We start from the raw sequence: 19,752 nt of genomic DNA, 5'->3' as shown, positions 1-19,752 counted from the left end.
CGGGGTGTGACGGCGGACAGAAACGGACAGAATCCGGCCGTTTCCGGGGAAAACCGGCCTCCGGTGGTGCAATGGCGCCTCCGGAAGGGGTATGCGCATGAAGCGGATCGGTCACGCACTCCTGGTCCTGGTCACCGTCGGCGGCGCGCTCGCCGGCGCCGCCCCGGCCTCCGCGGCGCCGCCGCCCACGCTCGTGTTCGCCAATCCGGACAGCCAGGCGCTGTTGGGCTCCGCCTACGCCGCCGCGTTGCAGAACCTGTTGCGCACCAACACCATCTCCTACGACGCCAAGTACGACCGGGCGGGGCTGCTCGACCCGGCGACCGGCATCGTCCGCGCCGGCGGCGGGTACGCCCAGCCCTGGACCCGCGACGCGTCGGTCAACAGCTGGAACGCCACCAGCCTCCTCGACCCGGCGCTGGCGAAGAACACGCTGTGGGCGGTCGTCGACAAGGACCCGGCCGGCGCCCTGCGCGTGCAGCAGGACGACCAGCAGTGGGACCAGGTCGTCTGGGTGACCGCCGCCTGGCAGCACTACCTGGTCACCGGCGACCGCGGCTTCCTGGACAACGCCTACCGGACGGCCGCGGACACCCTCGCCATCCGCGAACACGCCACCACGGCCGGCTTCAACCCGGCCTACGGGCTGTTCACCGGCGCGTCGTTCTTCAATGACGGGATCGCCGGCTACCCCGCGCCGCCGGCGGACGCGACCGAGTCGGTCAGCACCGGCAGCATGCCGTGGCCGGGCGTCGCGAGCGGGATGTACCTGAGCACCAACGAGCTCTACTACGCCGCCTACGTCAACGCGGCGAACATGGCCGGGAAGCTGGGCCGGCCGGCGTCGGAGGCCGCCGGGTACCGGGCCAAGGCCGCCGCGCTCCGGGCGGCGATCAACGACCGCTTCTGGAACCCCGCCACCGGCCTGTACGACTACCAGCTCCTCGCCGACGGCCGCCGCGGGGCGTTCCAGGAGGGCACCGGGCTGGCGTTCGCGCTGATCTTCGGCGTCGCGAACCCGGCGCAGGCCCGGTCGATCCTGGGCCACGCCCGGGAACTGCCGTGGGGCATGCCGGACACCTTCCCGAACTGGGCGCGCTACAGCGACGCGCAGCCCGGCCGGCACAACGCCATCGTCTGGCCGCTCGTCCAGGGGCTGTGGGCGAAAGCCCTCGCCGGGCAAGGGGAAACGAACGCCTACGCCGCGGAAACCGCGCGGCTGGCCAAGCTGGCCGGCGCCAACAGCGGGTTCTGGGAGATCCACAACGGCACGACCGGTGTCGTCGACGGCGGCTGGCAGCGGCTGGGCGACACGGTGAAGTTCCACTGGGGCTCCGAACCGGACCAGACCTGGTCGGCCACGGCGTTCCTCGACATGATCCACACCGGCCTGTTCGGGCTGACCTTCACCGACCGCGGGCTGTCGTTCGCCCCGCACCTCCCGGCGGGCTGGGGCGACGTGACGCTGCGGAACCTGCGGTACCGCGCGGCGAACCTCACCGTCGCCCTGCACGGCGCGGGCACCGCCATCCGGTCGGTCACGGTCGACGGCCGCGCGGCCTCCGCGGAGCTGCCGGCCACGCTGACCGGCGACCACACCGTCGACCTCACCCTCACCGGTGCCCCGGCCGGCGACCGCGACGGCGACGGCGTGCCCGACGCCCAGGACCGCTGCGCCGACACGGCGGGCACCGCGGCCCTCACCGGCTGCCCCGACCCCGCGCACCTCGAAGCCGAAGACGCGCACAACACCGGTGGCGTGAAGACGAACGTGAACCACACGGGCTACTCGGGCCGCGCGTTCCTCGACGGCCTCTGGGCGCAGGGCGCGTCGACGTCGTTCACCCTGCACCGCACCACGACGGCCCCGGCCCGCGGCTCGATCACCGTCCGGTACGCCAACGCCAACAGCGACACCCGCACGATGACGCTGTCCGTCGACGGCCAACCGGTGCGGCAGGCCGCTTTCCCGAAGGTGTCCGACAGCTGGGACGCCTGGGGCACGACGACGTTCGCCGACGTGCCCCTGACCGGCCGCGACCCGGTGGTGACCCTGTCCCAGGGCCCCGGCGACACCGGCGCGATCAACCTCGACTGGCTGGAGTACCGCGGGTAGCGAACACCATCCCGATGTCGGCGGCCGCCTGGACCGGGTCCTGCACGGCCTCGGCGGTAAAGCCGCGGGCGGTGAAGACGTCCCGGACCGTTTCGCGGTGCTGTGCCCAGCCTTCGACCTCGACGACGGCCTGCCGGACCAGCGGCCAGTGCCGGTCTTCGAGCCCGCGCAGGACGTCGAGCTCGGCGCCTTCGACGTCGACCTTGAGCAGGTCGACGTGGTCGATGCCGTGTTCGTCGAGCACCGCCGAGAGCGGCCGCACGCGGACGCGGTGGGTTTCGAGCTGCCGCATCACCCGCAGCTTGCGCCCGACGATGCCGCGCAGCACGGGCGCGGGTATGCGGCGCAGGCCGGCGCCCAGGCCGCCCCGGCGGATCATCTCGACGACGCTGGCGGTGACCCGCCGCCGCTCGGCGTCGACGTTGCCCGCGTCCCGCCAGGACGAGGAGAAGATGGTCGCCGCCGGGAAGTAGCTGAAGTCGAGCTCGTCCTCACCGGCGGCCAGCCCGTAAGGCAGCGCTTTCAGGCGGCCGCCGAAGAAGTCGCGGCCGTTGCGTTCCAGGGTCGCGTGCAGCGGCGGCAGGGGCTCGAAGGCGTAGATGCGCACGTCCCCGTCCAGCCGCTCGTACACGGCCGCGGAGAAGACCCCGACGTTGGCGCCGACGTCGAGGACGGTGGCGCCGGGGCCGAGCTCGATCCCGTGGGCGAAGTAGGCGCCGACCTCCTCGCGGAGGAAGGACACCTCCCACGGGTTGATGCTGTGCAGGTCGATCGCGTCCATGGTCACGAGCAGAGGCTTACCAGCAGCGGATTCCGCGGGGCACCCCCGTTCGGCGGCACCCGGCTCGAAAGCCCGGCGATCCGGCCGACGCACCGCGGAAGGGCGCGCGCCCCGCGGCCCGCGCCCGGACCGGCTGCTCGCCGCGATCAGGCCGGCCGCCACGAGCACCGCGGCGACGACCGCGAACCAGGGCTGCAGGTGGTCGCCGGTGCCGGCGGCGAGGAAGCCGGCCAGCCCGCCGCAGGTGCAGGGGGCGCCGATGCCGTCCAGCCGGGCGGCCGCCGCTGGACGACCCCGACCCCGCCGAGCCGGCCGGGTCCGCTTTGGCCGCCCCCTGACCACGCAGGCTTTGATCACCCCGCACCGGGGTAACCCCCGCCCATGACCGAATCCGAGCAAGGCCCGCTGACCCCCGACGTCCCGCCGCCGCCCGGCACTCCCGAGGTCGACCTCGACGTTCCCGTTCCCGAGGCCCACCGGGAACAGCCCCGCGATCAGGACGTCGACGACGACGCCGGTGAGGTCGAACCGCCCGGCTGAGGCCACGGCGACGCCGCCGTCAGCAGGCCGATCATGCCCGCCACCAGGCGCATCTGGTCCACCGTGCGGATGTCGGCCTCGACCAGGCGCGGCGAGCACACCAGGACCGCCAGCGCCTGGGCCCGCGACAGCGCCACGTTGAGCCGGTTGCGGGACAACAGGAAGTCCAGGCCGCGCGGCAGGTCGACGGCCGACGACGACGTCATCGTGGTGATCACCACCGGGGCCTCCTGACCCTGGAAGCGGTCGACCGTGCCCACCCGGACCCCGGGGAACCCGGCGTCGGCCAGGGCCCGGGTCACCGTCCGCGCCTGCAGGTTGTACGGTGCCACGACGACGATGTCCGCGTCGCCGAGCGGCCGCGGCTCTCCGTGGTCGGTCCACATGCGACCGTGCACTTCGGACACGATGCGGACCACCTCGGCCGCTTCCGCCACCGACCGCGTGGTGTTCCCGTGGTGGTCCACTTCGGACACGTACAGCCCGGCCGCGATCCCCTCGATGGCGCGGTCGGCGGCCGAGGGGTGCGCGTGCAGCCGTCCGGCGTAGGACAGGTTCGACACCGGTTCGCACACCGCCGGGTGCATGCGCCGCGTCTCGTCGAGGAAGTAGCCCAGCGACGGCGGCATGATGTCGGCCTCGCCGATCAGGTGCCCCAGCGCCGACGCCTCCGCGCCCGCCGGGTGCGTGCCCTGCACCACCTGCGGCAGCTGCTGCGGGTCGCCCAGCAGCAGGACGTTGCGCGCGCACACCGACACCGCGAGCGCGTCGGCCAGGGCGAACTGCCCGGCTTCGTCGATGATCAGCAGGTCGAAGGGCTCTTCGCGGATCGCCGCGTTGGCGAACGTCCACGCCGTGCCGCCGACCAGGTGCCCGGTGTCGTGCTCCTCGCGCCACTTCACCAGCGCCGGGTTGCTCTTCGGCTGCTCCCACGGCGCCGCCGGGTCCGGTGTCCGCTTGGCGCGCTTGGCGCACGGCAGGTCCGGTGCGGTCTTCTTGGCCGCGCTCAGCACGTTCTCGACGGCTTTGTGGCTGTTCGACGTCACCGCGACGGTCCGCCCGGCCTTCACGAGGTGGGCGATCAGCCTCCCGGCGAGGTAGGTCTTGCCCGCGCCCGGCGGTCCCTGAACGGCCAGCGTCGACCCGTCCAGGGCATCGACCGCCTCGATCACCGTGGCGACCAGGTCCGGCCCCGGTGCCGGCAGCGCCGCACCGCCCCGCAGCCGGGGCGGTGTCCGCCGGAGCAGGTCGACGCCGGGGTGCCGGGGCAGCTCCGGAAGCGTGCCGACGACCAGGCGGGCGAGTTCGGCGACCGCTTCGTCCTTGGGCGAGGGCCGGACCGGGCTGCCGGGCAGCACCGCGGACGGCCGGTCGTTCGTGGTCGCGTCCGGCGGGCTGCTCTCCTCCAGCGTCAGCTCCACGGCCGACGCGGCGACGACCTTCGCGTCGCGGGCGGTGTCGCCGTAGCGCAGCCGCACGTCGTCGCCCGGCGCGAACGGGTGCGGCCGGTCCGGGTCGCACGCCAGCTGCAGCGTCCGCTTCGCGGTCCGCGCCCGCCCGGACGGCGGCACCCACTCCCCCGCTTCCAGGGCGACCGGCACGGCGCAGGTGGTGTCCACTTCGAGGTCGCCGAGCGGCGCGGCCAGCTGGCGGAAGTACTCCCACCACGCCGGGTTCGTCTCCCGGCGGTGGTAGCCGACGGACGCGGCGAGCAGCGCGCGGGCCCGCTGCTGCCCGGTGAAGGCACCCGGGTCGTCCGGCAGCCCCTCGAGCAGCGGGTCGACCAGGGCGGCCAGCTGTGCGGCGCGTTCGGCACGCCGCTCGGCGGCGACGTCCTCCTCGGCCGCGCGCAGCAGCGCGTCCTCGGCGGATTCCTCGGCCGGCTCCGGGACGGCGATGCCCGCCTCGGCCCGGACCCGGTGCAGGAACTCGAACAACCGCTGCGCGGAAACGCAGTCGTCCTCGGTGTTCTCGGCGATGCGCCGCAGCACCTCGCCGGCGCGTTCCGGCTCCCCCGCCTGCGCGAACGCCAGGTACTCCTCGTAGGCGTCGACGTCGGACACGGCGGTCTTCGCGCGGGCGCCGGGCTGGTAGAGCGGCTCGAGGTGGCGGATCGAGTACGACCGCTGCGACACCCGCAGCGCCTTGCGCACGACCGCGTGCAGGTCGACCACCGCGCCGCTGCGCAGCAGGTGGTCGACGGTCTCTTCACGGGTGCCGTGCACCGCCGCCAGCCGCTTGATCGCGGTGACTTCGTACGGTGCGTAGTGGTAGACGTGCGAGCCGGGGTGCTCGGCGACCCGCGCCGCCGCGAAGTCGACGAACTCCTCGAACGCGCGCCGCTCCTGGGCCCGGCTGTGCGCCCAGAACGGCGTGAACTCCCGGTCGCCGACCGCGCCGAACAGGTACTCGAGCCCCTCGCCGGCGAGGGCGTGCGGGTCGCCGGCGAGGTCGGCGAACACGTCACCCGGCGCGGGCGCGGGCAGGGCGGCCAGCTCGTCCGGGTCGACGATCTCGTAGGCGACTTCGCCGGTGGCGTCCTGCCGGACCTGCAGCGCCGCCTGGGCGCGAAGGGTCGCGAACGCCGTCGCGGACAGGTCCCGCGGCCGGTCGGCCGGGCCGGCCGCGGCCAGGGCGTCGATCGAGCCGAGCCCGGCTTCGACGAGCTTGCGGCGCTGGTCGACGCGCATCCCGGCGACCAGCGAGAGGTCGCGGTCGGCTTCGCGGGCCGTCGCGCAGTGCCGGGCGAACCCGCAGCCGGCGCAGGCCGGGCGTTCGTCGGCCCACAGCGGGACCGGCAGCCGCGGCGGCCGTCCCGCCAGCCGGGCCCGCAGGCGGTCCACGAGCGGCCGGAAGTCCTCGACGCGCAGCGTCCGCGTGCTGCCGTCGGTGAGCCGCAGGTGCACGTCCGGTCCGGCGGGCCAACCGGCGCCGGCCAGGGCGTCGGCGCACGCGGTCAGCCGGACCACCGCGGCCGGCGTCGCCTGCCGGACCGGGGTCGTGTCGTGCACCTCGTAGCGGCCTTCGCCGTCCTGGACCAGGGCGTCCGCCTGCGCCGAGAACCCGCCGCCGAGGAAGACGGCCCGGTGGATCACCGGTGCCCCGGAGCGCAACGCCTCCTCCGTCGCCTTCGCGGCGAGCGCGAGGTCTTCGGCGTCGGCGGTCTCGTGGCGGCCGGGCTCGGGCCGCGGCGCTCCCGGCAGGCCCGCGGCCAGCGCCTGGTTCAGGAGGCTGCGGTGCTCGCATTCGAGCAGGTCGGCGAGATCGGCTGGGGTGACCATCGCCGCGCAGTCTGACACGGCCGCCGCGCACCGCCGCCGCCCGACACGCCGGTCGGGAACCCCGCGGCGCCCGCGTCCGTTGTCGGTTCCTACGGCACCGTAAGTTACGGTCGCGTAGGTACGGAAGGACATCCCCCATGCCGGTCCCCGAAACCACCCGCCTGCTGCACGAACTGGAAGGCACGGTCGAAGAGAACCTCAACCGGCACCTCGCCGCCGCCCAGGAGTGGATGCCGCACGAGTACGTCCCGTGGAGCCAGGGCCGCGACTTCGCCGAGCTGGGCGGCGAAGCGTGGGACCCGGAGCAGTCCCGGGTCAGCCCGATCGCGCGGACGGCGCTGGAGGTCAACCTGCTGACCGAGGACAACCTGCCCAGCTACCACCGCGAGATCGAGCGCGCGTTCGGCCGCGACGGCGCGTGGGGCACCTGGGTGCACCGGTGGACGGCCGAGGAGGGCCGCCACGGCATCTGCATCCGCGACTACCTGCTGGTCACCCGCGCCGTCGACCCGGTCGAGCTGGAGCGGATGCGGATGGAGACGATGCAGGCGGGCTACGACACCGGTGACAAGCCGCTGCTGAACGTCTGCGCGTACGTCTCGTTCCAGGAGCTGGCGACCCGCCTTTCGCACCGCAACACCGGCCGCTACACCCAGGACCCGCTGGCCGAGAAGCTGCTGGCCCGGGTGTCCACGGACGAGAACCTGCACATGGTCTTCTACCGCAACCTGGTCAAGGCGGCGCTGGAGATCTCGCCGGACGCCATGGTGCGCGCGATCACCGACGAGGTGCTGGACTTCGCGATGCCGGGCGCGGTCATCCCGAGCTTCCAGCGCAAGGCGGCGCTGATGGCCAAGGCGGGCATCTACGACCTGCGCATCCACCACGACGACGTCGTCCAGCCGCTGCTGCGGTACTGGAAGGTCTTCGACCTGACCGGTCTCGGCGCGGTCGGCGAGGCCGCCCGGGAGGAGCTGGCGACCTTCCTGAAGGGCCTGGAGACGCAGGCGTCCCGGTTCGAGGAACGCCGTGACGCGGCTGCCGCGCGCCGGGCGGCGCGGGGCATAGTGGACTGAGTCCCGCCCGCCGGAGGTCGCCGTGCCGCACCGAGGTCGCGTGCCCGGCGCCACCGGGCCGGTGCTGGGCCGCGCGCTGCGGGTGCTGGAGGCGTTCTCGCCGGACCGGCCGGCGCTGCGGCTGAGCGAAGTCGCGCGCCGGAGCGGGCTGCCGGCCGCGACCGCGCACCGGCTGCTGCGCGAGTTCTGCGCGTGGGGCGCGCTGGAGCGGGACGAGGCCGGCGTCTACCGGGTCGGGCTGCGGCTGTGGGAGCTGGGCTCGCTGGCGCCGCGGGGCCTGGGCCTGCGGGAACTCGCGCTGCCGTTCCTGGAGGACCTCTCGCAGATCACGCGCGAGAACGTCCAGCTCGCCGTCCGCGAAGGCACCGAAGTGGTGTACATCGAGCGGATCGCCGGGACGGGCGCGGTGCCGGTGCTGACCCGCGTCGGCGGCCGGTTCGCGCTGACCGCGACGGGTGTCGGGCTCGTCCTGCTCGCCCACGCGCCGGCCGAGGTCCAGGAGGACGTCCTCGGCCGCCCGATCGAGCGGTACACGAGCGAGACGGTGACGGACCCGGACCGGGTGCGGCACCTGCTGGCCGACGTCCGGACGCACGGGTTTTCCACCAGCGAGCGCCAGGTGACCCTGGACGCGCTGTCGGTCGGCGCGCCGATCCACGACGCGCGGGGCCAGGTCGTCGCGGCGGTGTCGCTGGTGGTGCGGTACGGGAGCGTGTCGCCGCACGCGCTCGCGCCGCTGGTGATGACGAGCGCCCGCGCCATTTCGCGGGCCCTTTCCATCTTATGAAATCGCCCTTCGTGGCGGCGGGGTCGCTCGCTCAGGCTGTGACCCGGCCCACCACGAAAGGACGACCCGATGAGCGCCATCCCCCGCGACCAGTGGTACGTCGCCGCCTACGGCTCGGAAATCGGCACCGAACTGTTCGGCCGCACCATCTGCGGTGAGCCGATCCTGTTCTGGCGGACGCGCGACGGGAGCGTCACCGCGATGGCGGACCGGTGCGTGCACCGGCGGTTCCCGTTGTCCCAGGCGCCTTCGCGGCTCGTCGACGACCAGGTCGTCTGCGGCTACCACGGCTTCACCTACGGCGTCGACGGCAAGTGCGTGGCCGTGCCCGGGCAGACCCGGGTGCCGCGGACCGCGCGGCTGACCCGGTATCCGCTGGTGGAGCAGGATTCCTTCGTCTGGGTGTTCATCGGCGACCCCGCGAAGGCCGACGCGACGACGATCCCGCGGGCGCCCTGGCTCGACTCGCCGGGCTACACGACGGTCTGCGGGATGGAACCGCTGCAGGCGCGGTACTCGCTGCTGGTGGACAACCTGCTGGACCTGTCCCACGAGACGTACCTGCACGGCGGCTACATCGGCACGCCGGAGGTCGCCGAAACGCCGATCACGACCGAGGTCGACGAGGACGCCGGGATCGTCTACGTCTCGCGGCACATGGCCGACGCGGCGTGCCCGCCGTTCTACGCCAAGTCGACCGGCCTGGAGGGCCGCATCACGCGCTGGCAGGACATCGAGTACACGCCGCCGTGCCTGTACAAGCTGCACAGCCGGATCGCGCCGGCCGGGTCGGTGCCGAACCCGGACGGCAGCGACCCCGACGCCTTCCACGTCGAGGTCGTCTACGCGATCACCCCCGAAACCGAGCACTCGACGCACGACTTCTGGGCGGTGGCACGGGACTTCGCGCTCGACGACGAAGGCGTGTCGGCGTTCCTCGCGGAGAACAACCGCACGGTGGTGCTGCAGGACGTCGAAGCTCTCGACGTCCTCGAGCGGGTGATCGCCGGTGAACCGGCGGGCTACCAGGAGCTGTCGATCAACATCGACACGGGCGGCTTGGCCGCGCGCCGCATGCTGCAGCGGCTGGCCACGTCGTGACCCGCCCGATGCTCACCGGCGACCGCGTCAACCGGATCCACTGGGTCCTCGGCACCGACCGGCTGCGCGCAGTCTGCCACTGCGGCGCCGAGCGCGAGTTCGAAGACCCGGTGCAGCTGTGGGACTGGCTGCTCGCCCACCCCGAAGGACACTCATGACCCTCGAACTGCTGGTGGCCGGCCGGGAAGAGGCGGCCGACGACGTCGTCCGGCTGACCCTGCGCGCACCCGGCGGCGGTGTGCTGCCGCCGTGGGAGCCGGGCGCGCACGTCGACCTGGTCCTGCCCGGCTTCGTGCGGCAGTACTCGCTGTGCGGCGACCCCGCCGACGCGACGACGTACGTCGTGGCGGTGCTGCGCGAGCCCGGCGGCCGCGGCGGCTCGGCGTACGTGCACTCCCTGCGCGTCGGAGACCGGGTCGAAGTGGCGGGTCCGCGCAACCACTTTCCGTTGGTGGACGCCGGAGGCTACCTGTTCATCGCGGGTGGCATCGGCATCACCCCGATCCTGCCGATGCTCGACGCGGTCGCTCGTTCGGGCCGCCCGTGGCAGCTGGTCTACGGCGGCCGGACCCGGTCTTCGATGGCGTTCACGACCGGCCTGGCCCGCCACGGCGACCGGGTTTCGTTCCGGCCCCAGGACGAACACGGACTGCTGGATCTCCCGGCGCTGCTGACCTCCGCCGGACCGGGCACGGCGGTGTACTGCTGCGGCCCGGAACCCCTGCTGGCGGCGGTGGAGGCCCTGGGACCGGCCGATCTGCACGTCGAGCGCTTCACGGCGCAGCCGGACGACGGCCCGCGCACGGCGTTCGAGGTCGAACTGGCCGGCTCGGGCCGGGTGCTGCCCGTGCCCGCGGACCGGTCGATCCTGGAGGTGGTCGAGGCGGCGGGGCTGTCGGTGCTGTCGTCGTGCCGGGAGGGCACGTGCGGGACGTGCGAGACGGGCGTGCTCGGCGGGGAGCCGGACCACCGGGATGCGGTACTGACGGCGCAGGAGCGGGCGGAGAACGAGGTGATGATGCTCTGCGTGTCCCGGTCGTGCTCGCCGCGGCTGGTGCTCGACCTCTGACTCAGCGTCACTGCACGGCGAACCGGGCCGATCTGTAGTGACATAGGACCGGTGAGAACTTTTCACTCTTTCGTGGACAAGGTGGACGAGCGGCTCGGCGACGGGCTCGAGAGTGCCCTGTGCGCCCATCACCGCCGGCGGCTGCGGCGGCTCGGCTGGGGTGAGGTGCTCGGCCCCGGTGGCTCCGACGACCGGCTGGGCGGTCGCGCGCCCGTCCGCGACGGCAACCGCGTCCAGGTGCTCATCGACGGCGAGGAGGCCCTGCCCGCCGTCGCCGAGGCCATCCGGCGGGCGAAATCGCACGTCCACCTGGCCAACTGGCACGCCAGCGCCGACTTCCGGCTGACGCGGGAGCCCGGCTCGCCCACCCTGCGCGCACTGCTGGCCGAGGCCGCCGGGCGCGGGGTCGAGGTGCGCGTCCTGCTCTGGGCCGGGCCGCCGGTTCCCGCGTTCCAGCCGTCGCGGAAGCTGGCGAAGGACGAACAGCGGAAGTTCACCGAAGGCACCGGCGTGCGCTGTGTGCTCGATGCCCGTGAACGGACCCTGCACTGCCACCACGAAAAGATCGTGGTCGTCGACGACGCCGTCGCGTTCGTCGGGGGCGTGGACTTCACCGCGCTCGAGGGCGACCGGCACGACAGCCCCGAACACCCGCCGCGGCCGATCGGGTGGCACGACCTCGTGGCGCGGCTCGACGGGCCCGCCGTCGCCGACGTCGCCGGCCACTTCCGGCGGCGGTGGACCGAGGTGGCCGGCGAGGCGCTGCCCGAACCCGCCGTCCCCGCGCCGGCCGGCACCAGCCGCGTGCAGCTGCAGAAGACCGTTCCCAACGACACCTACGGCTTCCTGCCGAAGGGCGAGTTCACCGTCCTCGACGGCTACCTGCGCGCCCTGCGCTCGGCGCGGCGGCTCGTCTACCTGGAGAACCAGTTCCTGTGGTCGCCGGAGATCGCCGAAGTACTGCTGGACAAGCTGAAGAACCCGCCGTCGGAGGACTTCCGGGTCGTCCTGCTGCTGCCGCGCAAGCCGAGCAACGGCTCGGACACCACCCGCGGCCAGCTCGGCCGGCTGCTCGACGCCGACGACGGCCACCACCGCCTGCTCGCCGCGACGATCAGCGCCCACGACGGCGACGAGTCGGCCCCGGTGTACGTCCACGCCAAGCTCGGCATCGTCGACGACGAGTGGCTGACCATCGGCTCGGCGAACCTCAACGAGCACTCGCTGTTCAACGACACCGAGGTCAACCTCGTCACCGACGACCCGGAGGTGGCCCGCACGACCCGGCTGCGGCTGTGGGCCGAGCACCTCGGACGTCCGGTTGCGGAGCTGGAACACCGGACCCCGGCGGACGTCGTCGACACCCTGTGGCGGCCGCTGGCCGAGGAGCAGGCCGAGCGGGAACGCCGGGGCGAGCGGCGGACCCACCGGCTGGTCCTGCTGCCGGGGGCCTCCCGCCGCGCGGCCCGGCTGCAGGGACCGCTGCGGGGACTGCTCGTGGACGGCTGAGCGCTACCGGATCCGCAGCTTCCGCATCAGCTTCAGCCCGGACAGCATGCTCTCGACGTACTTCTCGTACCCCTGCCCCGGCCGCGGCCCCATGACCTGCTTCTTCAGCACGGCCAGGTTCTGGACGTCCGTGTACTTCAGCAGCCCCTGGTCACCGTGCCGCGCGCCGACGCCGGAGTTCTTGACCCCGCCCGAAGGCGTCCCCTTGGCCGCGTAGGCCGTCGCCAGGACGTCGTTGACGTTGACGTTGCCCGACTCGATCCGCGCCGCCAGCGCGCACCCCGCCGCGACGTCGCCGCTCCAGACCGACGCGTTCAGCCCGTAGTCCGTGTCGTTGGCGAGCGCCACGGCGTCGTCGACCGTGCGGTACCTGTGCAGCGCCACCACCGGGCCGAACGTCTCGGTGACCCCGCACAGCATGTCCGTGGTGACGCCTTCGAGGATCGTCGGCTCGAAGAACGCCGGGCCGAGGTCGGGCCGCGGCTTGCCGCCGTGCAGCACCGTCGCGCCCTTGGCCACCGCATCGTCCACATGGGACTTGACCCGGCGCATGTGGTCCACCGAGACCAGCGAGCCCATGTCGGGGCCGAAGTCGTAGGCCGCGCGGACGTCGAGGGCCGCGGCCGCCGCCACGAACGCCGTCTTGAACTCGTCGTAGCGCGATTCCGGCAGGTAGATCCGCTCGATGTGCATGCAGATCTGGCCCGTGTTGCCGAACGCGCCGAAGACCGCGCCCTGGACGGCTTCCGGGACGGACGCGTCCTCCAGCACGATCATCGGGTTCTTGCCGCCGAGTTCCAGGCAGCACCCGATCAGGTTGCGGCCCGCGCGTTCGCCGATCACCCGGCCGGTCGCCGTGGAACCGGTGAACATCACGTAGTCCGCGCGGTCGATCAGCGGCGGCCCGACGTCCGGGCCCTCGCCGCACACCACCTGGAACAGCCCCTCGGGCAGGCCCGCCTCCTCCAGCAGCCGGACGCCGTAGAGCGGCGAAAGCGCCGTCTTGTTGTCCGGCTTCAGCACCACCGCGTTGCCGGCCATCAGCGCCGGCACCGCGTCGGAAACGCCGGTGGCGAACGGGAAGTTCCACGGCGCGATGATGCCGACGACGCCCTTGGGCAGCCGGACCTCGGTCGACGTCGTCAGCAGCGGCACCGGGCCGCCGCGCTTGGTCGGCGCGAGCAACCGGGCGGCCCGCCTGAGGTAGTGGCTCATCACCATCGGCGGGTCGCAGGTCTCCTCGATCGCCATCCGCCGGTTCTTGCCGCTCTCGACCTGGATCAGGTCGGCGATCGTCCGCGCGTGCCCGACGAACAGCGCGTGCGCCCGTTTGAACACCGCCAGCCGCTCCTTGACCGGCGTGGCCGCCCACTTGCGCTGGGCCTCGCGGGCGACGGTGAACGCCCGCTCGATGTCCTCGGTCGTCGACTGCGGCAGCTCGACGAGCACGTCACCGGTGTAGACCTCGGTGAGCTTCCAGGTCGCGCCGGCCGAACCCGGCACCCTCGCGACGAGCTGCTGCAGGAAGGCGTCGGTGACCGACGCGGGCCGGGTGAGCCCGAGCGGCGTGAGCGTCATGACGGGCTCCCGAGGACGAGCCGGGCGCCCATTTCGCCGATCATGATGCAGGGCGCGTTGGTGTTGCCGCCGGTGATCGACGGCATGATCGAGGCGTCGCAGACCCGCAGGCCCTCGACGCCGTTGACGCGCAGGTCGGGGCCGACGACGGCGAGCTCGTCGACGCCCATCCGGCAGGTGCCGACGCCGTGGTAGACCGACGTCGCCCGGTTGAGGATCGCGTCGCGCAGGGCCTGCCCCTTCAGGTCCTTGCCGGGGTGGATCTCCTCCTTCACCGACCCCTTGAACGCCTTGGACGCGAAGATCTCGCGCACCATTTCCGAGCCTTCGCCGAGCAGTTCGAGGTCGGCCGGGTCGGACAGGTACCGGAAGTCGATGAGCGGCGCCGCGACCGGGTCGGCCGAGGCGAGCCGCAGCGTGCCGCGGCTCTTCGGGTAGATCAGCGTGGTCAGCACGGTGAGGGCCGGGCGCTTGTCGACGTCGTGGCGGATCGGCGCGTCCTGGTTGGGTGACACGTACGCCCACGGCAGCAGGTGCAGCTGCAGGTCCGGGACCGCGCCCGCCTGCGACGTCCGCAGGAACGCGACCGCTTCGAAGACCGAGTTGGCCAGGAACGTGCTGCCGGGCTTGAGCAGCTCCCGGGCCAGGCCGCGGGCGAAGTACGGCGCCGTGCCCTTGTTCCTGCTGGTCGAGACGTGGAACGTCAGGGCGTGGAACATGTGGTCGTGCATGTTGTCCCCGACGGGCAGGTCGGCGACGACGTCGATGCCGTGCTCCTTGAGGTGTTCGGCGCGGCCGACGCCGGAGAGCATGAGCAGCTGCGCGGACCCGATGACCCCGGCGGAGAGGATGACCTCCTTGCCGGCGCGGATGGTCCGCCGTCGGCCGCGGTCGAGCACCTCGACGCCGACCGCGCGGCCGTTCTCGATCAGCACCTTCTCGGCCAGCACCCGGTCCTGCAGCTGCAGCGTCGGGGGCGAGAGGTGGTGGAGGTAACCGCGCGAGGCGCTGTAGCGGAGGCCGTCGGCGGCGTTCTGCTGCATCCGGCTGACGCCCTCTTGGGACTCGGCGTTGTAGTCGTCGAGGATCTTGCAGCCGAGCGCGTCGGCGGTGGCGTCGACGAACTGCAGCGAACCCTCTTGGGGGTTCTTCGCGCGGGTCACCCGGATCGGGCCGCCCGCACCGCGGAAGGCGTTCTCGCCGTCTTCGAAGTCCTCCATGCGCTTGTAGGCGGCGTTGACGCTGTCGGCGTCCCAGCCGGTGTTGCCCTCGGCGGCCCAGGAGTCGAAGTTGGCGCGGTTGCCGCGGACGTAGACCATGCCGTTGATGGAGCTGGAGCCGCCGACGACCCGGCCGCGCGGCACCGGCATCCGGCGATCGAGAACGTGTTTCTGCGGGACGCCGTAGTAGCCCCAGTCGTTGAGGGCCTTGAGCTGGGGCACGGCGTGCATCGGCCCGACCAGCCCGGGCTTCTTCACCAGCAGCTGCTCGTCGCTCTTCCCGGCTTCGAGGACGATCACACTGGCCCCGGCCTGCGCCAGCCGTCCCGCGATCGCCGCCCCCGAGCTCCCCGACCCGACGACGACGTAGTCGGCCTCGTCGCCGCGCGCCGCCCTTTTCGCCATGTCCGCTCCTCGCTACGACCGGCCACCAGAACTGTAACGTGTTCTAGTTCAGGCCAACCGTATAGCGCCGACCCCGGGAAGCGCAACGGCCCGGGCCGTCAGCCCCAGGCCAGGACGCGGTGGTGCAGGCCGGTCGACGACGCCAGCCACTCCCCCACGGCGTCCGCCGGACGCCCCACCTCGGGCGCGTAGGTGTCGCCCTCGAAGGATTCCCGCAGCTCGGTGACGACGATCCGGTCCGCGACCGGCAGTGCCGCCCGGTACACCGCCGCCCCGCCGATCACCCACAGGTCGCCGTCCACCGCGGCCAGCGCCGAAGGCAGGTCCGGGAACGTCTCGACCCCCTCCTGCGGGGTCGCCGACAGCACGAGGTTGCGCCGGCCCGGCAGCGGCCGGAACCGGGGCGGCAGCGACTCCCACGTCCGGCGGCCCATCAGCACCGCCGCCCCCGCGGTCACCGCGCGGAAGTGCTTCAGGTCCTCCGGCAGGTGCCACGGCAGCCCGCCGTCCCGGCCGATGACACCGTTCGCCGCCTGCGCCCAGATCAGCCCGATCACACCGCCACCGGGGCCTTGATGCCCGGGTGCGGGTCGTAGCCCTCGACCGAGAAGTGCTCGTAGGTGTAGTCGAACAGGCTGCCGGCCGGCTTGAGGCCGAGCGTGGGGAACGGCCGCGCGTCGCGGGCGAGCTGCGTGCGGACCTGCTCGACGTGGTTGTCGTAGATGTGGCAGTCCCCGCCGGTCCAGACGAAGTCGCCGACGCCGAGCCCGGCCTGCGCGGCGATCATGTGCGTCAGCAGCGCGTAGCCGGCGATGTTGAACGGCACGCCGAGGAAGAGGTCCGCGCTGCGCTGGTACAGCTGGCAGGACAGCTCGCCGTCGGCGACGTAGAACTGGAAGAACGCGTGGCACGGCGGGAGCGCCATGCGCGGGATGTCGGCGACGTTCCACGCGGACACGATGATCCGCCGCGAGTCGGGGTTCTCACGCAGCGTGCGCAGGACCTCGGCGATCTGGTCGACGTGTCCGCCGTCCGGGGTCGGCCACGAACGCCACTGCACGCCGTAGACCGGGCCGAGGTCCCCGTCGTCGGCCGCCCACTCGTCCCAGATCGTGACGCCGTGCTCCTGCAGCCAGGAGACGTTCGCGTCGCCGCGAAGGAACCACAGCAGCTCGTAGGCGATCGAGCGGAAGTGAACTTTCTTCGTGGTGATCAGGGGAAAACCTTCGGCGAGGCGATACCGCAGCTGGTGCCCGAAGATCGACCTCGTGCCCGTGCCGGTACGGTCGCCCTTGCGGGTGCCCGTGTCGAGGACGTGGCGGAGGAGGTCTTCGTACTGCGTGTCCGGCATGCCCGGGACTCTAGCCATTCCGCTGACGCAGCGTGAACTCCGGCTGGGCCACACGGACGGGGGCAATAACTTGACCCATTCCAGAAAAGCCCCTAGGGTCGGCGGTGATGTCGGACTTCGAAGCACAGCTGCGTGCGGTCTCGCTGCGGGTCACCCGGCCCCGGCTGGCCGTGCTCGCCGCGCTGCGGGACCACCCCCACGTCGACACCGAGACGGTGATCGACCTGGTGCGGGCCGACCACCCGGCGGTTTCGCACCAGACGATCTACGACGTGCTGCGGGCGCTCACCGACACCGGCCTGATCCGGCGCATCCAGCCGGCCGGCGCGAACGCCCGCTACGAGTCGCGGGTGGGTGACAACCACCACCACGTCGTGTGCCGTTCGTGCGGGGCGATAGCCGACGTCGACTGCGCCGTCGGCCACACCCCCTGTCTGACCGCTTCGGACGACCACGGTTTCGTGATCGACCAGGCGGAGGTCGTCTACTGGGGCACCTGCCCCGGCTGCGCGGCCGCACGTCCCCGAAATGATTCGCCGCTCCCGGAAGGAAGTAAATGAGCTCCACCCAGGACAACCCGTCCAGCGCGCAGGGCGTGGACAAGAAGGCGGCGGCCGGTTGCCCGGTCGCGCACGACTCGGTGACTTCGCAGGGCAGCGAGAGCGAGAACCCGGCGATCGACTCGCCGACCCCCAAGACCGGCGGCCGGCCGCGCACCCTCCAGGACTGGTGGCCCAACCAGCTCGACCTCACCCCGCTGCACGCGCACTCGTCGAAGAGCAACCCGCTCGGCGAGAAGTTCGCGTACGCCAAGGAGTTCGCGAAGCTCGACGTCGAGGCCCTCAAGCGGGACATCACCGACGTCCTCACCACCTCGCAGGACTGGTGGCCGGCGGACTTCGGCCACTACGGCGGCCTGATGATCCGGATGAGCTGGCACGCGGCGGGCACCTACCGCATCCACGACGGCCGCGGCGGCGCCGGTGACGGCGGACAGCGCTTCGCCCCGCTCAACAGCTGGCCCGACAACGCCAACCTCGACAAGGCCCGCCGCCTGCTGTGGCCGGTCAAGCAGAAGTACGGCCAGAAGATCTCGTGGGCCGACCTGCTCGTCCTGGCCGGCAACGTGGCCCTGGAGTCGATGGGCTTCCAGACCTTCGGGTTCGGCTTCGGCCGCGTCGACACCTGGGAGCCGGAAGAGATCTTCTGGGGTCCGGAGGACGACTGGCTGGGCGACGAGCGCTACGCCAGCGACACCGAGATGGTGCCCGAGCTCGGCGCGACCGAGATGGGCCTCATCTACGTCAACCCCGAGGGTCCCCGCGGCAGCGCGGACTTCGAGGCCGCGGCGCACTTCATCCGCGAGACCTTCGCCCGGATGGCGATGAACGACGAGGAGACCGTCGCCCTCATCGCCGGCGGCCACACCTTCGGCAAGACCCACGGCGCCGGCGTGGCCGACGACCACGTGGGCCCGGAGCCGGAGGGCGCCCCGCTGGAGGCGCAGGGCCTCGGCTGGCTGAACACCCTCGGCAGCGGCAAGGGCCAGGACCAGATCACCAGTGGTCTCGAGGTCACCTGGACCGACAAGCCGACCGAGTGGAGCAACCGCTTCTTCGAGATCCTGTTCGGCTACGAGTGGGAGCTCACCACCAGCCCGGGCGGCGGCAAGCAGTACGTCGCCAAGGACGCGCCGGAGATCATCCCGGACCCGTTCGACCCGGACAAGAAGCACAAGCCGACGATGCTCACGACCGACCTGTCGCTGCGCTTCGACCCGGTCTACGGCCCGATCTCGCAGCGGTTCAAGGACAACCCGGACGAGTTCGCGCTGGCCTTCGCCAAGGCCTGGTACAAGCTGCTGCACCGCGACATGGGCCCGGTCAGCCGCTTCCTCGGCCCGTGGGTCGCCGAGCCGCAGCTGTGGCAGGACCCGGTGCCGGCCGTCGAGGGCGACCTCGTGGGCGACGCCGACATCGCCGCCCTCAAGGCGAAGGTGCTGGAGTCCGGCCTCTCGGTGTCCGAGCTGGTTTCGACCGCGTGGGCGTCGGCCGCGAGCTTCCGCTCCACCGACAAGCGCGGTGGCGCGAACGGCGCCCGGATCCGCCTGGAGCCGCAGCGTAACTGGGAGGTCAACCAGCCCGAGCAGCTCGGCAAGGTCCTCGAGGTCCTCGAGGGCGTCCAGCGCGAGTTCAACGGGGCGGGCGGCGCGCAGATCTCGCTCGCCGACCTGATCGTGCTGGCCGGCTCGGCCGCCGTCGAGAAGGCGGCGCGCGACGCCGGCGTCGAGACGACCGTGCCGTTCCACCCGGGCCGCACCGACGCCACGGCCGAGCAGACCGACGTCGACTCGTTCAAGGTCCTCGAGCCGCGCGCCGACGGCTTCCGCAACTACCTGCGGGCCGGCGAGAAGCGCCAGCCGGAGGTGCTGCTGGTCGACCGCGCGTACCTGCTCGACCTGACCGCGCCGGAGATGACGGTCCTGGTCGGCGGCCTCCGCGCCCTCGGCACGAACCACGGCGGTGCCGCGCACGGCGTCCTCACCGACAAGCCGGGCGTGCTCACCAACGACTTCTTCGCCAACCTGCTTGCCCCGGGCACGCGGTGGAAGGCGTCGGAGTCGGCGGAGAACGTCTACGAGATCCGCGACGTCACGACCGACGAGGTCAAGTGGACCGCCACCGCGGTCGACCTGGTCTTCGGGTCGAACTCGCAGCTGCGGGCGCTGGCCGAGGTCTACGCCAGCGACGACGCTCGCGAGAAGTTCGTGGCGGACTTCGTCGCGGCGTGGACGAAGGTCATGGAGCTGGACCGCTTCGACCTCGCCTGATCGCTCCCCTTGCCACGGGCCCGGCCGGTTTCCGGCCGGGCCCGTCCGGCGATCTTGACATCGGGTGCACGCCGACCTACCGTGAGTTCCACGCCGCCGGGTTGTCCA

At 72.5% G+C, this 19,752-nt stretch carries 16 protein-coding genes; 10 read left to right on the top strand and 6 right to left on the bottom strand.

What is annotated here, in order from left to right; genetic code table 11:
- Window positions 1–97: 97 nt before the first annotated feature.
- Window positions 98–2,116: a glycosyl hydrolase family 65 protein gene (locus ABZW17_RS29960; RefSeq protein ID WP_354821550.1), complete on the top strand. Its 2,019-nt coding sequence runs from the start codon at window positions 98–100 to the stop codon at window positions 2,114–2,116.
- Here the strand turns inward: ABZW17_RS29960 and ABZW17_RS29955 are convergent.
- Entirely contained in the window at window positions 2,085–2,897 is an 813-nt protein-coding gene (locus tag ABZW17_RS29955; protein WP_354821675.1) for an FkbM family methyltransferase, read from the bottom strand. The genes ABZW17_RS29960 and ABZW17_RS29955 overlap by 32 nt on opposite strands.
- Window positions 2,898–3,278: 381 nt before the next feature.
- Between ABZW17_RS29955 and ABZW17_RS29950 the strand changes: the two genes are divergently transcribed.
- The gene (locus ABZW17_RS29950) at window positions 3,279–3,437 is read left to right on the top strand and encodes a hypothetical protein (RefSeq protein WP_354821547.1); all 159 of its coding nucleotides are present in this window, start codon (window positions 3,279–3,281) and stop codon (window positions 3,435–3,437) included.
- Here the strand turns inward: ABZW17_RS29950 and ABZW17_RS29945 are convergent.
- On the bottom strand, window positions 3,392–6,718 hold the full coding sequence (locus ABZW17_RS29945; RefSeq protein ID WP_354821544.1) for a TM0106 family RecB-like putative nuclease: 3,327 nt from the start codon (window positions 6,716–6,718) through the stop codon (window positions 3,392–3,394). The two genes, ABZW17_RS29950 and ABZW17_RS29945, sit on opposite strands and share 46 nt — an antisense overlap.
- Window positions 6,719–6,855: 137 nt before the next feature.
- Here ABZW17_RS29945 and ABZW17_RS29940 point away from each other — a divergent pair, with 137 nt between their 5' ends.
- The 6 genes from ABZW17_RS29940 to ABZW17_RS29915 all read left to right on the top strand — a co-directional run bounded on the left by ABZW17_RS29940 (window position 6,856) and on the right by ABZW17_RS29915 (window position 12,260).
- Entirely contained in the window at window positions 6,856–7,794 is a 939-nt protein-coding gene (locus ABZW17_RS29940) for an acyl-ACP desaturase (protein WP_354821541.1), read from the top strand.
- Window positions 7,795–7,816: 22 nt separating this feature from the next.
- Window positions 7,817–8,581 carry an IclR family transcriptional regulator gene (locus tag ABZW17_RS29935; protein WP_354821538.1) on the top strand — a complete coding sequence of 255 codons (765 nt, stop codon included), beginning with the start codon at window positions 7,817–7,819 and terminating at the stop codon, window positions 8,579–8,581.
- Between the two features lie 69 nt (window positions 8,582–8,650).
- Window positions 8,651–9,682 carry an aromatic ring-hydroxylating dioxygenase subunit alpha gene (locus ABZW17_RS29930; RefSeq protein ID WP_354821535.1) on the top strand — a complete coding sequence of 344 codons (1,032 nt, stop codon included), beginning with the start codon at window positions 8,651–8,653 and terminating at the stop codon, window positions 9,680–9,682.
- On the top strand, window positions 9,679–9,840 hold the full coding sequence (locus ABZW17_RS29925) for a hypothetical protein (protein WP_354821532.1): 162 nt from the start codon (window positions 9,679–9,681) through the stop codon (window positions 9,838–9,840). Before ABZW17_RS29930 ends, ABZW17_RS29925 begins: the two co-directional genes overlap by 4 nt.
- The gene (locus tag ABZW17_RS29920; protein WP_354821529.1) at window positions 9,837–10,751 is read left to right on the top strand and encodes a PDR/VanB family oxidoreductase; all 915 of its coding nucleotides are present in this window, start codon (window positions 9,837–9,839) and stop codon (window positions 10,749–10,751) included. The genes ABZW17_RS29925 and ABZW17_RS29920 overlap by 4 nt, the downstream gene beginning before the upstream one ends.
- A 51-nt stretch (window positions 10,752–10,802) precedes the next feature.
- On the top strand, window positions 10,803–12,260 hold the full coding sequence (locus ABZW17_RS29915) for a phospholipase D family protein (protein ID WP_354821526.1): 1,458 nt from the start codon (window positions 10,803–10,805) through the stop codon (window positions 12,258–12,260).
- Window positions 12,261–12,263: 3 nt separating this feature from the next.
- Here the strand turns inward: ABZW17_RS29915 and ABZW17_RS29910 are convergent, their stop codons facing one another.
- From ABZW17_RS29910 to ABZW17_RS29895, 4 genes are all read right to left on the bottom strand, one after another.
- Window positions 12,264–13,838 (bottom strand): succinic semialdehyde dehydrogenase, encoded by a 1,575-nt coding sequence (locus tag ABZW17_RS29910; RefSeq protein WP_354821523.1) that lies wholly within the window; start codon window positions 13,836–13,838, stop codon window positions 12,264–12,266.
- Window positions 13,835–15,463 (bottom strand): GMC family oxidoreductase N-terminal domain-containing protein, encoded by a 1,629-nt coding sequence (locus ABZW17_RS29905; protein WP_354821520.1) that lies wholly within the window; start codon window positions 15,461–15,463, stop codon window positions 13,835–13,837. Before ABZW17_RS29905 ends, ABZW17_RS29910 begins: the two co-directional genes overlap by 4 nt.
- Window positions 15,464–15,561: 98 nt before the next feature.
- A complete protein-coding gene (locus ABZW17_RS29900) occupies window positions 15,562–16,020 on the bottom strand; it encodes a dihydrofolate reductase (protein ID WP_354821517.1) in 459 nt (152 codons plus the stop codon).
- Complete coding sequence (locus ABZW17_RS29895) at window positions 16,017–16,814, bottom strand: thymidylate synthase (protein ID WP_354821514.1); 798 nt, start codon at window positions 16,812–16,814, stop codon at window positions 16,017–16,019. The genes ABZW17_RS29900 and ABZW17_RS29895 overlap by 4 nt, the downstream gene beginning before the upstream one ends.
- A gap of 107 nt (window positions 16,815–16,921) precedes the next feature.
- On the opposite strand from ABZW17_RS29895, the gene ABZW17_RS29890 reads away from it, so the two are divergent.
- Both ABZW17_RS29890 and katG read left to right on the top strand, forming a co-directional pair.
- Window positions 16,922–17,374, top strand: coding sequence for a Fur family transcriptional regulator (locus ABZW17_RS29890; RefSeq protein WP_354821511.1), 453 nt, complete (start codon window positions 16,922–16,924; stop codon window positions 17,372–17,374).
- Window positions 17,371–19,644 (top strand): catalase/peroxidase HPI, encoded by a 2,274-nt coding sequence (gene katG, locus ABZW17_RS29885; protein WP_354821508.1) that lies wholly within the window; start codon window positions 17,371–17,373, stop codon window positions 19,642–19,644. Before ABZW17_RS29890 ends, katG begins: the two co-directional genes overlap by 4 nt.
- Window positions 19,645–19,752 lie beyond the last annotated feature (108 nt).

The sequence above is a fragment of the Amycolatopsis sp. NPDC004625 genome, assembly GCF_040609695.1.
Lineage (GTDB): Bacteria > Actinomycetota > Actinomycetes > Mycobacteriales > Pseudonocardiaceae > Amycolatopsis.
This window is presented reverse-complemented; position numbering and strand designations above follow the sequence as displayed.